This window comes from Agrobacterium sp. D14 (assembly GCF_001526505.1).
GTDB classification, from domain to species: Bacteria; Pseudomonadota; Alphaproteobacteria; order Rhizobiales; family Rhizobiaceae; genus Agrobacterium; species Agrobacterium leguminum.
In genome coordinates this window covers 90,806-105,085 of record NZ_ASXX01000003.1, presented here as the reverse complement: position 1 = coordinate 105,085, position 14,280 = coordinate 90,806, and the positions used below count along the sequence as shown (strand labels likewise).

General features: G+C 60.0%; 12 protein-coding genes and 1 pseudogene. 10 read left to right on the top strand and 3 right to left on the bottom strand.

Translation table 11 applies throughout. From position 1 onward, the window contains the following. Positions 1-38: 38 nt before the first annotated feature. Positions 39-803, top strand: a complete 765-nt coding sequence (locus L901_RS03630; protein WP_031233675.1) for an SH3 domain-containing protein — start codon at positions 39-41, stop codon at positions 801-803. A gap of 66 nt (positions 804-869) precedes the next feature. Here L901_RS03630 and L901_RS03625 read toward each other — a convergent pair whose 3' ends face one another. Beyond that, complete coding sequence (locus tag L901_RS03625) at positions 870-1,127, bottom strand: DUF2934 domain-containing protein (protein ID WP_059753567.1); 258 nt, start codon at positions 1,125-1,127, stop codon at positions 870-872. Positions 1,128-1,411: 284 nt separating this feature from the next. Between L901_RS03625 and L901_RS03620 the strand changes: the two genes are divergently transcribed. The 5 genes from L901_RS03620 (at position 1,412) to L901_RS03600 (ending at position 6,456) form a co-directional block, all read left to right on the top strand. Then, on the top strand, positions 1,412-2,482 hold the full coding sequence (locus L901_RS03620) for an enoyl-CoA hydratase/isomerase family protein (protein ID WP_059753701.1): 1,071 nt from the start codon (positions 1,412-1,414) through the stop codon (positions 2,480-2,482). A gap of 169 nt (positions 2,483-2,651) precedes the next feature. Next, positions 2,652-3,638, top strand: coding sequence for a thiosulfate ABC transporter substrate-binding protein CysP (gene cysP / locus L901_RS03615; RefSeq protein ID WP_035264351.1), 987 nt, complete (start codon positions 2,652-2,654; stop codon positions 3,636-3,638). Between the two features lie 74 nt (positions 3,639-3,712). Continuing rightward, positions 3,713-4,534 (top strand): sulfate ABC transporter permease subunit CysT, encoded by an 822-nt coding sequence (gene cysT / locus L901_RS03610; protein ID WP_003522560.1) that lies wholly within the window; start codon positions 3,713-3,715, stop codon positions 4,532-4,534. A 3-nt stretch (positions 4,535-4,537) separates the two neighbouring features. After that, the gene (gene cysW, locus L901_RS03605; RefSeq protein WP_059753564.1) at positions 4,538-5,425 is read left to right on the top strand and encodes a sulfate ABC transporter permease subunit CysW; all 888 of its coding nucleotides are present in this window, start codon (positions 4,538-4,540) and stop codon (positions 5,423-5,425) included. Positions 5,426-5,430: 5 nt separating this feature from the next. Then, complete coding sequence (locus L901_RS03600) at positions 5,431-6,456, top strand: sulfate/molybdate ABC transporter ATP-binding protein (RefSeq protein ID WP_059753561.1); 1,026 nt, start codon at positions 5,431-5,433, stop codon at positions 6,454-6,456. 7 nt (positions 6,457-6,463) lie between these two features. Here L901_RS03600 and L901_RS03595 read toward each other — a convergent pair. Both L901_RS03595 and L901_RS03590 read right to left on the bottom strand, forming a co-directional pair. Continuing rightward, positions 6,464-7,560: pseudogene (locus L901_RS03595) on the bottom strand (DNA alkylation repair protein). A gap of 241 nt (positions 7,561-7,801) precedes the next feature. Continuing rightward, positions 7,802-9,238: an NAD-dependent succinate-semialdehyde dehydrogenase gene (locus tag L901_RS03590; protein ID WP_059753560.1), complete on the bottom strand. Its 1,437-nt coding sequence runs from the start codon at positions 9,236-9,238 to the stop codon at positions 7,802-7,804. A 617-nt stretch (positions 9,239-9,855) separates the two neighbouring features. On the opposite strand from L901_RS03590, the gene L901_RS03580 reads away from it, so the two are divergent. The 4 genes from L901_RS03580 to L901_RS03565 all read left to right on the top strand — a co-directional run bounded on the left by L901_RS03580 (position 9,856) and on the right by L901_RS03565 (position 14,247). Continuing rightward, positions 9,856-10,362 carry a molybdopterin-dependent oxidoreductase gene (locus L901_RS03580; protein WP_003522565.1) on the top strand — a complete coding sequence of 169 codons (507 nt, stop codon included), beginning with the start codon at positions 9,856-9,858 and terminating at the stop codon, positions 10,360-10,362. A gap of 9 nt (positions 10,363-10,371) precedes the next feature. Then, positions 10,372-12,306, top strand: a complete 1,935-nt coding sequence (locus tag L901_RS03575; protein WP_035262519.1) for a bifunctional diguanylate cyclase/phosphodiesterase — start codon at positions 10,372-10,374, stop codon at positions 12,304-12,306. Between the two features lie 161 nt (positions 12,307-12,467). After that, positions 12,468-13,163 (top strand): FkbM family methyltransferase, encoded by a 696-nt coding sequence (locus L901_RS03570; protein WP_003522567.1) that lies wholly within the window; start codon positions 12,468-12,470, stop codon positions 13,161-13,163. Between the two features lie 247 nt (positions 13,164-13,410). Further along, positions 13,411-14,247 (top strand): alpha/beta fold hydrolase, encoded by an 837-nt coding sequence (locus tag L901_RS03565; protein ID WP_003522568.1) that lies wholly within the window; start codon positions 13,411-13,413, stop codon positions 14,245-14,247. Positions 14,248-14,280 lie beyond the last annotated feature (33 nt).

Below are 14,280 nucleotides of genomic sequence, written 5' to 3'. Positions count from 1 at the left end.
GACAAGGGCAAAGCGGGCCTTTGCTTGAGGAGAAAGAAGTGAAGAAAAAACTGTTTGGCGCAATTGCGCTGGTGGCCATGCTCGCCGCACCGGCACTTGCCGAAGCTGCGACGCGGGGTTTCGCCACCGCGAATGTGAATATGCGCTCCGGCCCGAGCACGGCCTATCCGGCCGTCGTGGTTATCCCGAATGGCGCGCCGCTCACCGTGCACGGTTGCCTTTCCGATACGCCGTGGTGCGATGTTTCCTTCGTGGGCGGTCGCGGCTGGGTGGCCGGGCGTTACATCGCCACGACCTACCGGCAGAACCGGGTCTATGTCGAACCGCGTTATTACCGCGATCTCGGCGTGCCGGTGATCACCTTCGAAGTCGGCCGTTATTGGGACCGTTATTATCGCGACCGCGACTTTTACCGCGAGCGTGACCGCTGGCGCCGTCCGCCGCCGTCCGGCGGTTACTGGAACGCCGCGCCTCCGCCGCCCCGCGCCGACTGGGATCGCCCGCGTCCGCGTGACGAGTGGCGTGACCCCCGCCAGGGTGGTGGCCCGAATGACGGGCGCTGGGAACGTCGTTACGGCGACTGGAACCAGGGTGACAGAAATCAGGACAGGCCGCGTCGCGACGACGACCGCCGCCGCTTCGAAGATGAAAACCGCGACCGCAATCGCGATGGCCAGCAGAACCAGGATGAAGGCCAGCGTCGCCCAGAGCGTCGCCAATGGGATGACCCGCGCCGTGCGCCTGCTTCGGAAAATTTCCGCGATGGCTGCCGGATCGGCGATCCGGGTTGTGACCCGCGCTAAACAGACAAAGCCCGGCACGATTGTCGGGCTTTTTCATTTATGGCTTCAACTTGGCTTTACGAGCCGCTACTTCGCGGCGGCAGCCTTGCGCACTCGGGCCTTGGGTTTTGCCGGGGCTTCCGCATCCGGTGCGGCTTCTACAGCGGCGGCCTTGGGAGCGGCCTTCTTACGCGTTGCGGGTTTCGTCGCTTCCGATGTCTTCAGCAGCGAAAATTCATGCTTGGCCTGTTCCCAATGGTGCGCGTCGCGCCCATGGGGGTGGCCTTCCTTTTCCCAGAGTGTATATGCCCGTTTACTGATCCAGTCGTGTTCCGAAACCTGCATGCTCGTCTCCCGTTGCTGTTTACAGCGCCTATGAGAAGGCGACATTCCGCTTTGGTCCGGCACACGCTCGACAGGAATCAATGCCGGCATTTCCAGAACCCATTACATGCCATGATTTTCCGGGCGTCAAGCAAACATGCTGCATTGCGAAAACGGATTTCTGGCATTTTCTGCCCGTTAAAGCGGTTTGAGCGAAAGACGTTCCCGCAGAACAAGATCAACGTTGCGTGATCGCGCCCGGGCCGCCAAGATGGCCGGATGAATGGGCAGCGGAGGAGGCGGTCTTGGAACAGAGAACGGAAGCGGATGCGCAGGTCATCGTCGAAAAACGGGGAGGGGCAGGCATCATTCGCCTCAACCGCCCGAAGGCCATCAACAGCCTGACCTTGCCGATGGTGCGCGACCTGTTTCAGGCGCTTCAGCGTTTCGAAGAGGATGCCGGTGTTTCCTGTGTGGTGCTGACCGGAGAAGGCGACAGGGGGCTTTGCGCCGGGGGCGATGTCCGCATCATTCACGATCTCGGCAAGGCGGGCGACCCGCAGGTGCTTGATTTCTGGCGGGAAGAATTTCCGCTCAACTATCGCATCGCCCGCTTCGGCAAACCCTATATCGCGCTGATGGACGGCATCGTCATGGGCGGCGGTGTCGGCATTTCAGCCCATGGCAGCCACCGCATCGTCACGGAACGCACAAAACTCGCCATGCCGGAAACCGGCATCGGTTATTTCCCTGACGTCGGCGGCTCCTGGCTTTTGCCACGGGCGCCGGGCGAATGCGGCACCTGGCTGGGGTTGACGGGCAATGCCGTTACCGCTGCCGATGCCATCTATGCCGGCTTTGCCGACTATCTTGTTCCTTCGGACCGTCTCGAGGGGCTGGTCCAATATCTGTCGCAAGCGGCGGATACAGATAGCATCGAGACAGCGATCGCGGCGCACGCCGTCGAGGCCGGTGAAGGCGTTTTATCCATAAATCGGGATATCATCGATGCGACATTCCGTTTCGACACGGTCGAGGAGATTTTCGCTGCGCTTTCGGCGCGCCAGGATGCGTTTTCGCGCGAAACCCTCGAGGTCCTGCAAAAACGCTCCCCCACCAGTCTGAAACTGACCCTGAAGCTGCTGCGTCTCGGCCGGGAAAGCGCGAGCCTCATCGAATGCCTGGAGCGGGAATTTGCCGCCGGCACGGAAATATTGCGCCAGCATGATTTTTACGAAGGCGTGCGCGCGGCGCTGGTCGACAAGGACCGCAATCCCCGCTGGCAACCGGCACGGCTGGAGGAGGTGAGGGAGGAGGACATTGCGCCTTATTTTGCTGCGCATTCCGGCAATCTGTTTCCCGATCATCGTCTTTAGGTCGACGCAAAAGAAATCCGGCTTCTTGCCGTATATGAAATCATCGCCTTTGGAACCGATATTCTTTGGGTGAAATTTCCAATCCGCGCGCCCGGAAAGCATGGCTGTTTCTCGCGGGTGTTGCTGCCGCCCGCTATGTTGAGCACCATTCGAATTGCCGGGGGTATTCATGAAACGTCTTCTCATTATCGGTACTGCCATTGCCGCTCTTTTTGCAGGTGCGGCGCAGGCGCAGTCTCCGACCACCATTCTCAACGCATCCTACGATGTCGCCCGCGAAGTTTTCGCGGCCGAGAACGAGGCGTTCATCAAGCTGCATCCGGGCGTCACGGTCGACCAGTCGCATGCCGGCACCTCCAAGCAGGCGCGCGCCATCGTCGAGGGTCTGGAAGCCGATGTCGTCACCTTCAATCAGGTCACCGATGTCGATTTTCTGGTGAAGCAGGGCTTCGTTTCCGCCGACTGGAAGAAGGATTTTGCGAACGACGCATCGCCCTTTTATTCCTTCCCGTCCTTCCTCGTGCGCGCCGGCAATCCCAAGGGTATCAAGGACTGGGACGATCTTGCCCGCGACGATGTGAAGATCGTTTTCCCCAATCCGAAGACCTCGGGTAACGCCCGTTACACCTATCTCGCCGCCACGGCTTACGCCAAGGAGAAGTTCAACGGCGACGACGCGAAGGTTCAGGCATTCGTCAAGAAAATCTTCGACAATACGCCGGTGTTCGACACCGGAGGCCGCGCCGCCACCACCACTTTCGTTGAGCGTGAAATCGGCGACGTGCTGATCACCTTCGAAGCCGAGACCCGCGGCATCGCCAAGCAATATGGCGCAGACAAGGTGGAAGGCGTCGTGCCCTCCGTCAGCCTGCTGGCGGAATTCCCGGTGGCCGTGGTGGACAAGGTCGTCGACAAGCGTGGCTCGCGCGATTTGGCGAAAAGCTATCTCGACTTCCTCTATACCGAGGAAGGCCAGCGCATCGCCGCCGAATTCGGCCACCGCGTTCACAATGAAAAGGTCGTCGGCGAATTCAAGGACAAGTTCCCGGCCATTCGCCTCGTCAACGTCGATGATGTCTTCGGCGGCTGGGACAAAATCCAGAAAGAGCATTTTGCATCCGGCGCGACGCTTGATACGCTTTACGGCAGCCGTTAATCACAGCGATACGCAACAGGTAAAAGACCCGGCGGGAAACCGCCGGGTCGCTTTTTGATGAATGGGGGCGGGGTTTGAAGCGGAATGTTCTGCCGGGGCTGAAATTGTCCCTTGGCGTTACCCTGACTTACGTTGCCATCATCGTGCTTCTGCCGCTCTCGGCATTGGTGTTCAAGGCGGCAAGCCTTGGCCCTGCCGAATATTGGTCGATCATCTCCTCGCCGCGCGCCGTGGCCAGTTATCGTGTTACCGTGCTTTGCGCGCTCGCCGCCACGCTGTTCAACGTCATCTTCGGGCTGGCGCTCGCCTGGGTGCTGACGCGTTACCGCTTTCCCGGCTGGCGCATCGTCGACGCCATCGTCGATCTGCCTTTTGCGCTTCCGACCGCCGTTGCCGGCATTGCGCTGACGACACTGTTTGCGGGCAATGGCTGGTTCGGCTCGGTGCTTTCGCAATTCGGCATCAAGGTGGCTTACACGCCGCTCGGCATCATGGTGGCGATGGCCTTTACCAGCCTGCCCTTCATCGTGCGTACCGTGCAGCCGGTGCTGGAAGACCTCGATCCGGCGCTTGAGGAAGCGGCGCAGTCGCTCGGCGGTTCCGATCTCGAAATTTTCCGCAAGATCATCCTGCCGCTGTTGACGCCGGCGCTTTTGGCGGGTCTGTCGCTGTCCTTCGCCCGCAGCCTCGGCGAATTCGGGGCGATCATCTTCATCGCCGGTAACCAGCCGTTTTCGACGGAAATCACGGCGCTGCTGATCTTCATCCGGCTGGAGGAATATGATTATCAGGCGGCCGCCGCCATCGCCTCCGTGCTGCTCATCACCGCCTTCGTGATGCTGGCGGTGACCAATTATCTGCAGGCGCGCGCGCTTCGTTATACGGTGAGGGGCTGAGAGATGAGCGCCGTTTCTTCACATCGCAAACCGCCACGCGTCGGCGACTCGCCTCTCGTTCGCCGCAGCCTGATTTCTTTTGTGCTGGTCATCGGCGCCCTGTTGGTCCTGGCGCCGCTTATCATCATCGGCGTCGAGGCCTTTTCGCAGGGCTGGAAGGCCTATACGGCCACCATCACCCATCCCGATACCCGCCACGCCATCATGCTGACGGTGCTGACGGCGCTGATCGCCGTGCCGGTCAATACGGCCTTCGGTGTTGCGGCCGCATGGGCGATCACCAAGTTCGATTTCCCCGGTCGACGCTTCCTGCTGGTGCTGATCGAAATACCCTTCTCGATTTCGCCCATCGTCGCCGGTGTCGCCTATCTCTTTGTTTACGGCCTGCAGGGGCTTTTCGGCCCGTTCCTCGATGCGCATGACATCAAGATACTTTTTGCGCTGCCCGGCATCGTCATTGCCTCGATGTTCGTCACCGCACCTTTCGTGGCGCGGGAACTTATCCCGCTGATGCAGGCGCAGGGCCGCGATCTGGAAGAGGCGGCGACGTCGCTTGGCGCATCCGGCTGGCGCACTTTCTTTTCGGTCACCTTGCCGAACATCAAATGGGCGCTGCTTTACGGCGTCGTGCTGTGCAACGCCCGCGTGATGGGTGAATTCGGCGCGGTATCGGTCGTATCGGGCAATATTCGTGGCCAGACCAATACGCTGCCGCTGCATATCGAGCTGCTTTACCACGACTACCAGACGGCCGGCGCTTTTGCCTCGGCCTCGATCCTCGCCACCCTCGCCGTCGTCACCATCATCGCCAAGGTGGCGCTGGAACGGCGCGGTGCCGGGCGCGGGGCCAAGAAGACCAACGGCGATGCCGCCATCGCCACGGAGACCTGATTCCCATGAAAATCCGCCTCGAAAATGTGGTGAAGACCTTCGATACCTTCCGCGCCGTGCGCGATGTTTCTCTGGATATCGAAAGCGGTGAGCTTCTGGCGCTGCTCGGTCCCTCAGGCTCCGGCAAGACCACGATTTTGCGCATGGTTGCCGGTCTCGAATATAGCGATGGCGGCCGTATTTTTTTCGGCGACGAGGACGCCACCAATATTCCGGTGCGGGATCGCGGCGTCGGTTTCGTGTTCCAGCACTACGCGCTCTTTCCGCATATGACCCTGCATCAAAACATCGCTTTCGGCATGAAGGTCTCGAAGGTGAAGCGGGACAAGGCGGCAATCGATGCCCGCGTCGAAGAGCTTCTGCGGCTGGTGAAGCTCGATGGGCTGGGCGACCGTTTTCCGGCGCAGATTTCCGGCGGCCAGCGGCAGCGCGTTGCGCTGGCGCGTGCGCTTTCGGTCGATCCGAAGGTGCTTCTGCTCGATGAACCCTTCGGGGCGCTGGACGCCAATGTGCGCCGCGACCTGCGCCGCTGGCTGCGCGAGATTCACGATTCGCTCGGCATCACCACGATTTTCGTGACGCATGACCAGGAAGAGGCGCTCGATCTTGCCGACCGTGTCGTCATTCTCAATCAGGGCGAGATCGTACAGCAGGGCACGCCGAAGGAGGTCTGCCGCCAGCCGAACAGCGCCTTCGTCATGCGCTTTCTCGGCGATACCAACCGGGTGTCCGGCGTGGCGCGTGGCGGCAAGGTCTATGTCGGCGATAACGAGCTGCCTTTCTCCTATGCTCAAGGCGACGGCGCGGTGGACATCTATGCCCGCCCCGGCGATCTGGAGTGGGAAGATCTGCATGAGGGCATTCCGGCCTCTGTGGCGCGGGTTCTCGACCGCGCGGGCGAGCGCCGGGTGATCGCCAGCACCGATGGCGGCGACCTTCTGGAATTCGACGTGCCGCCGGAAAACGATGTCGCCGCCGGAGACCGCGGTTCCGTCATCATCCGCCGGGCAAAAATTTTCCCGGCGGTGTGAGGCGCTATCAGCCCAGAAGCTCGAAGGCGCTTTCTGCCACAAGCTTGCCGTTGATCGTCAGGTCGACCCTGTGGATGCCGGGATAGTGCTTGCGGGTCGTGAAATCGCGTATGGCGCGGCTGATCGACAGCGCGCATGTCTCGCCGGGCTGAAGTTCGATCTCTTTCCACTTGAAGACTTTCGCGGAGGCGTCGCCGCTCTTCTTCACGTAGTGCACAGCGTAGTCGATCACCAGTTTCTGAGGCCGTTTCGCCGTCGAGGTGAAGGAGGCTGCAATCCGCACCGGATTGCCGAGCGCAACCTTGTCCGGCGTAACCTGAAATGCCGAAAGGGAAATTGCCGCCTCCTCATGGCGCCGAGATGGGCAAGTGCTGCGGCATCGCCCTTCTTGATCAATGTGCGCAGGGCCTGCCGTGTGATCCAGCGTGTATGCTGATTGTCCTTCGGCCATCTATCGATCAGCCCCAGCACGAAAGCGGGATTGTCCTTGGTGATGTCGTTCAGATGATTGGCGACGGATTTGCGCACATAAAGCGCCTCGTCGGCTTTCATGGCGTCGAGGATTGCGGTGACCGGCGAGGGATCGTCGATCAGGGGTTTGAGCTGGAACGACCATGGCAGACGGGGCCGGCAGCCTTCGCTCGCCAGCCGCCGCACATGTTCGTTCTCGTGCCGCGACCACGTTTCCATCACGGCGAGGGTGGCGCCTAAGTCCTTTTGCAAAAAATGACGGATGGCGAATTCCGAGGAGCCGAAGCGGGTGAAATAATGCAGCGCTTCCATGGACAGGTCGAAATCATCGAGGCCGTAGAGCGCCACATATTCCGGTAGCGAAATGGAGGCGAAACCGTTGCCGATGCCGGACGCTGCGGCGGTCAGGATTTCGATGTTGCGGGCATAGTCGCCGGGAAGTGTCGCATGCAGGCTCGTCGCCACCTGCCGCATGCGCTGCATGATGCCCAGCGCTTCAAGGTTTTCGGTGGCGAGCGCCATGAAGGCGGAAACGTCAAATGGCGGATGAACGGCCTTGGTCTCATCGGCGATATGCCGCAGTTTCTCGCGGTTGAAGATTTCCTTCAATGCCGGTGCCGCCGCGTCGCTCATATCGCCCCTCAAAGTTCACTTTTTGTTCTTTTAGGGCAGGAAGGGGCTGGAGGCAAGATAGTGCTGAGCAACTTTCAGGGAGTGACAATGGATCGAGCGATTGCGGTTTCGCCTTCTCCCCGTCGGGGAGAAGGTCGCGGCAGCGGGATGAGGGCGAGCGTAGCGATATGCGGAGAGCTCGCCCCCTCATCTGCCCTTCGGGCATCTTCTCCCCGGCGGGGAGAAGAAGTTTCTGCGCAACTCAGCTCATCTGGCTGACGAATTTGGTCTCCAGATAGGCCTGAACCGCTTCCGAGCCGCCTTCCGTGCCATAACCGGAATCCTTGATGCCGCCGAAGGGGACTTCCGGAAGCGCAAGGCCGTTGTGGTTGATGGTCAGCATGCCGGCCTCGACCTGTTGGCCGAGCGCGTGGGCGGTTTTGACCGAGCCGGTGAAGGCATAGGATGCAAGGCCGAAGGGCAGGCGGTTCGCCTCGGTGATGGCGTCATCGAAGCTCGAGAAGCGGTTGATGATGGCGACCGGGCCGAAGGGTTCGTCATTCATGATTTTGGCGGTGGTCGGCACATTGGCGAGAACCGTCGGCTCGAAGAAATTGCCCTTGTTGCCGATGCGGCGGCCGCCGGTCTTCAATTCCGCGCCATGGGAAACGGCGTCGTTGATGAGGCCTTCCAGCGCCGGAATGCGGCGCTCATTGGCGAGCGGTCCCATGATGACGCCGTCTTCCAGCCCGTTGCCGACCTTGATGGCCTTCGTCGCTTCCACGAAACCTTCAAGGAAACGGTCGGCCACGCCGTCCTGCACGAGGAAGCGGGTGGGGGCGACACAGACCTGACCGGCATTGCGGAACTTGGCGAGCGAGGTGACTTCGATTGCCTTGTCGATATCGGCGTCGTTAAAGATCATCACCGGCGCATGGCCGCCGAGCTCCATCGTGGCGCGCTTCATGTGCTTGCCGGCAAGTGCGGCCAGATGTTTGCCGATGGGAGTGGAGCCGGTGAAGGAAATCTTGCGGATAACCGGATGCGGGATCAGATATTCCGAAATCTCGGAGGGAACGCCGTAAACGAGGCCGATGACGCCCGCCGGCACGCCCGCATCCACGAAGGCGCGGATCAGTTCGGCCGGCGATGCGGGTGTTTCCTCCGGCGCCTTGACGATGATGGAGCAGCCGGTGGCAAGTGCTGCGGAAAGCTTCCGGACGATCTGGTTGATCGGGAAGTTCCACGGCGTAAACGCCGCGACGGGACCGACCGGCAGCTTGATGGCAAGCTGCGAAACGCCGGTTGCGCGCGCTGGAATGACCTGCCCATAGGTGCGGCGTGCTTCTTCCGCGAACCAGTCGATGGTGTCGGCGGCGCCCATGATCTCGGTGCCCGATTGCGCCAGCGGCTTGCCCTGTTCGCGGGTCATGATGTAGGCGATCTTGTCCTTGCGCTCGCGCAGGAGGTCGGCCGCCCTGCGCATGATCTTCGAACGCTCAAAGGGCGAGGTGTCGCGCCACACCTTGAAACCGCGCTCGGCGGCAGCAAGCGCCAGATCGAGGTCTTCCTTCTCGGCATGCGCAATCGCGCCGATGATCTCGTCGGTTGCCGGATCGGACACGGCGATCGTCTTGCCGGAAACGGCGTCTCGCCATTCGCCATCAATGAGAAGTTTGATGTCGGGATAGGTGTGCATAGGGGCTACCTTCATGATGCGGCCGATACGGCGAAATGCCGTCCGGCCCGGAGACGTGAACAGAATTTTCCTGGCCGGACGATATCCGGCATCGCGGCTTTCGCTGCGCGGAACATGTGTCTGGATATTTCCGACGGGGGCTTCTGGAATTGTCGGAAACGGAAACGACAGCCTTTATATTAAGGCCCGGGCGGTATGTTTCAACCGTGCGCTCCGGCAATCGCCATGATTTTTCCGTGACGCAGAATTTGCCATTCGTCATTTCAATCTGGCACGCGGACGGGGCGTTGCTTATCCGGCTGCCTCAGGCGAATCAGATGCAGCTGCGCGACGACGGAAAGGCTCTCGCCACAATTCGGCCTTTGTCGCACCTGACGAATTATCGGGAGGGGTCTCCGGAGCTTGTCACTTGTGTCATAATGGGACGCGTGGCCTGAAAAAATACAATAAGACGGAAAACTTATCCAAAGGGTTTACTCAAAACCTAGAGAAAATACGGATAAAATCTCACTGAGGATATAACATCCATTCCTGATATATATTGCTAGCGTCGGTTCCCTTGACCTTCAAAGGTTGGTGAAAACCCTCGACCTGAACGTTATCGATGGAGAAAAAGTATGAGTTTCGCCCGGGTACTTCTCAGTGCGTTCTTGTCGCTCGCGTGGCTTTCCTGTGCCGAAGCCGGCGAAATTGCCAAACCGCAAGGAAAGCCGATATTAACCATATCCGGAAACATCGCCAATACGAATGGCGAGGGTGCGGCGGTATTTGATCGTGACATGCTGGAAGCGCTCGGCATGGTGACGGTGGAGACGACGACGCCTTGGCATGATGGCCGCGTCCGTTTCGATGGTGTTTCGCTGGCGAAATTGATGGATGTCGTCGGCGCAAAGGGCACCAGCGTCACGGCAGTCGCTCTCAACGATTATGTCAGCACGATACCGATTGAAGATTTTAAGAAATTTAACGTTATTCTGGCGATCAAGCTGGATGGCAATTACATGACAGTTCGCGAAAAAGGCCCGTTGTTCGTCATCTATCCCTATGACAGCGATCCGGAGCTGCAGAAGCAGACCTATTATTCGCGGTCCGCATGGCAAGTTGCCAAACTGATAGTGGAATAAAGGTGCCGTTTGCGAAAACTTGTGGCGGTGATCATCTGTTGCTTCGTCCTGGCAACGGGCTATATCGCTTTCGTCATTGCCGAGCGGCAGACCGCTCTGCAGAAATTTGCCCGCTACAATGATTCCTGGGCCGTCAGCCAGACCGTAGCCGAATATCTGCGCCTCCAGAACAAGCTGGCCGTGTTCGCGCTCAATCCCGGCAAGATCGACCGGGATGAGCTGCAACTGCGTCTGGACATCATGCTGAGCCGGCTTGAGCTTTTGAAGCAGGGCAATCTCGGGGCCTTCATCAATGAAAAACAGCAGTGGCGGGATCTCGTAACCCGCCTCGATGCCGTTCTGGCCCGTCTGGAGCAGCAGGTGAACAACCTCAATCCGGCCGAGGTTCCGGATCTGCTGGCGACGATGAGCGCGCTCGACGCGCCGATGACGACGCTTGCCTCGTCTTCCGTCGCTTATGACGTCAATCTGATCGATACGGCCCATGAGGATGTGCGCAAGCTGCATATCGTTTATACCGCGCTGGCCGGCGGCCTGATCCTGTGCGGTATCGCGCTTGTCATATTGCTGCTTCGCCAGAACGATCTCCTGAACCGTGCGCAGAAAAGCATGCGCGGCCTGACGGACGATCTGCGTGCCGCAACGCTGGAATTGCAGGCGAAGAATGTTCGGCTCGAACACGACGCCTATCATGACGCGCTGACGGGACTGCCGAACCGCGCGCTGTTCCGGCAGGAACTGATCGAGAGGTTGCGCCGATCCTTCGGCGGGACGGGAACGACGGCCATCCTCCTGCTCGATCTCGACGGGTTCAAGGACGTCAACGACACGCTCGGCCACGATGCCGGCGATGCGCTGCTTCAGGCCGTGGCGCAGCGCCTCTCGGGCATCGGCGGCGATTACGACATGGTCTGCCGTCTGGGCGGCGACGAATTTGCCGTCGTTTCCGACGATCTGAACGAGGATGCCGCTCGCCGCCTTGCCACCAAGCTCATCGACCAGATCAGCCGCACCTACCAGCTGGGCGAGCAGGAGGTCAAAATCGGCACCTGCATCGGCATCGCCATATCGCACGGCGCCGTCGATGCGGATGAATTGTTCAAGCGCGCGGATCTGGCGCTTTATGAGGCGAAAGCCATCGGCCCCGGCCGGGCGAGCGTTTTCAAGGTCCGTATGCAGAAGCAGCTGACCGAGAAGAAATCCTTCGAGGCCGACCTGCAGACCGCATTGCAGAACGACGAGATGGAAGTCTATTACCAGCCGCAGGTGGCGACGCAGACACGCAAGCTTTGCGGTTTCGAGGCGCTGCTGCGCTGGAAACATCCGGTGCGGGGCGATGTGCCGCCCAGCGTGTTCATTCCCGTGGCGGAAAGAACCGGTCTCATCCATTCGCTCGGAAAATGGGTGATGGAGACCGCCTGCCGCGAGGCGATGGGCTGGGACGAGGACATGAAGGTGGCGGTCAATCTGTCGCCGGTTCAGTTCCACAGTACCAGTCTCATCCAGAACGTCATGGGCGCGCTTGAGAAAAGCGGGCTGGAACCCAGCCGGCTCGAGCTTGAAATCACCGAATCGATCCTGCTCAACAAGAGCGACCAGACGATCAACACGCTGTCGCGCCTGAAGGCCGTCGGCATCCAGATCGCCATGGATGATTTCGGGACAGGTTATTCATCGCTCGCCAATTTGCGCGGCGTGCCCTTCGACAAGATCAAGATCGACCGCTCGTTCCTGCGCGATATCACCAGCGACCGTGACGCGCTGGCGATCGTGGAATTCGTGGTCGGCGTCGGCCGCAGTCTGCGGATGACGACGATTGCGGAAGGTATCGAGACGGAAGAGCAATATGAATGCGTCAGGCGTCTGGGCTGCGATCAGGTTCAGGGATATCTGATCAGCAGACCGTTGCCGGCCAAGGAGCTTGTGGCCTGGAGTTCCGTCTGAGACGCGCCTGTTTCGGCGGCGGTCGTATCTTGAATTTTTACCACGTCATAGCGTTGCTTGCGAAAACCGATACCGGTTGCCGCAACGATGCTGTAGAGCATTCCCGGTCGATATGGGATCATTGCGACAAAGCGGCCGGGTTTTGCGAGAAGGCTTGAGACATGGAAATACTGGACGTGCATGGAGTTGCCCTTCCCCTCTCTTCCGATGAGGTGTCGCCGGTCATCTGGCAGGCGCTGACCGACGGCAGCTATGAGGCGAAAGAGGCCCGCAGCGTCCTGAAAGCCATCAAGCCCGGCGATCGGGTGCTGGAGCTGGGCTCCGGTATCGGGATCATCACCTCGATCATCGCCGGCATCGAGGATGTTTCCGTCTGGGCCTTCGAGGCCAACCCCTCCACCGCGGCGCTGGCAGAGCGGGTAATCAAGGCCAATTGCCGTGGCAATGTCGTGTTTTCGCAGGGGCTTCTCACCGCCGACGAGCCGAGCTCCTATCCTTTTTACGTCCGCAGGGATCTCTGGATGTCGTCCATGGACGAAAATCAGGGCCCCTATGAAAAACGCATCGAAATTTCCTCCGCCAATATCGATGAATTTATCGCCAGCCGGGGCATCACCGCGCTCGTGATGGATATCGAGGGCGCGGAACGCGATCTGCTCGGCAGGGCCGATCTGACCGGCGTGGAGCGGATATTCGTGGAACTGCATGACCATCTTTACGGTCTCGCGGGGGTTCGCGATATCATGCAGGCGCTGACCGCCAAGGGATATGCCTATGATCCGCGCGGTTCACGCGGGCCCTGTGTCCTGTTCTCCAAGGACGAGAGCCCGAGGGAATACGATCCCGAGGTAGACTGAGGCCGCGTCGAATTCACGGAACCCTCCGCCGGTCATCCCCGTTCTCACACTTGCATGAGGGCGCGGAGCGGGTCGACACGTGTGCCGCAATGGTATGCGGGTCGAGAAGATAATTTCATAAACAGCAATTCATTCCCAATTATTGTTGCAATTGTTGCAACCGTTATCCTGCGTCATCATCCCTCCATCAAACCGGCGCACAACAGGCTGCGCCGGAGATGCCAACGCAACCGAAGGAGTAACGATCATGGGCTTTGTTAAGACGACAGACGGAACCGAAATCTTCTACAAGGACTGGGGCCCGAAGGATGCCCAGCCGATCATGTTCCACCATGGCTGGCCGCTCTCGTCCGATGACTGGGATGCGCAGATGCTGTTCTTCGTTTCCAAGGGTTTTCGCGTCGTTGCCCATGACCGCCGTGGCCATGGCCGTTCCGCCCAGGTCGCCGACGGTCACGACATGGATCACTACGCCGCCGACGCCTTTGCCGTTGTTGAGGCCCTTGATCTAAAGAACGCCGTCCATATCGGCCATTCCACCGGTGGCGGCGAAGTCGCCCGTTATGTCGCAAAACATGGCGAACCCGCCGGCCGTGTCGCCAAGGCGGTTCTCGTTTCCGCCGTGCCGCCGCTGATGCTCAAGACCGAGGCCAATCCGGAAGGTCTGCCGATGGAGGTTTTTGACGGCTTCCGCTCGTCGCTCGCCGCAAACCGCGCGCAGTTCTTCCGCGATGTGCCCGCCGGTCCCTTCTATGGCTTCAACCGCGATGGCGCGACCGTTCATGAAGGCGTTATCCAGAACTGGTGGCGTCAGGGCATGATGGGCGGCGCAAAGGCCCATTATGACGGCATCAAAGCCTTCTCGGAAACCGACCAGACCGAAGACCTGAAGAATATCAGCGTTCCGACGCTGGTGCTGCATGGCGAAGACGACCAGATCGTGCCGATTGCCGACTCCGCGCTGAAATCGGTGAAGCTGTTGAAAAACGGCACGCTGAAGACCTATCCCGGCTTCTCGCACGGTATGCTCACCGTCAATGCCGATGTGCTGAACGCCGATCTTCTGGCTTTCATCAAGGGCTGATCCTTCCGCAAAAGCAAAATGCGGCCGACCATT

Excerpts from the sequence above, each read along its gene's own strand:
- L901_RS03625 (WP_059753567.1), bottom strand. The coding sequence starts at position 1,127 with ATGCAGGTTTCGGAACACGACTGGATCAGTAAACGGGCATATACACTC.
- cysP (WP_035264351.1), top strand. The coding sequence starts at position 2,652 with ATGAAACGTCTTCTCATTATCGGTACTGCCATTGCCGCTCTTTTTGCA.
- cysW (WP_059753564.1), top strand. The coding sequence starts at position 4,538 with ATGAGCGCCGTTTCTTCACATCGCAAACCGCCACGCGTCGGCGACTCG.
- L901_RS03600 (WP_059753561.1), top strand. The coding sequence starts at position 5,431 with ATGAAAATCCGCCTCGAAAATGTGGTGAAGACCTTCGATACCTTCCGC.
- L901_RS03590 (WP_059753560.1), bottom strand. The coding sequence starts at position 9,238 with ATGCACACCTATCCCGACATCAAACTTCTCATTGATGGCGAATGGCGA.
- L901_RS03580 (WP_003522565.1), top strand. The coding sequence starts at position 9,856 with ATGAGTTTCGCCCGGGTACTTCTCAGTGCGTTCTTGTCGCTCGCGTGG.
- L901_RS03570 (WP_003522567.1), top strand. The coding sequence starts at position 12,468 with ATGGAAATACTGGACGTGCATGGAGTTGCCCTTCCCCTCTCTTCCGAT.
- L901_RS03565 (WP_003522568.1), top strand. The coding sequence starts at position 13,411 with ATGGGCTTTGTTAAGACGACAGACGGAACCGAAATCTTCTACAAGGAC.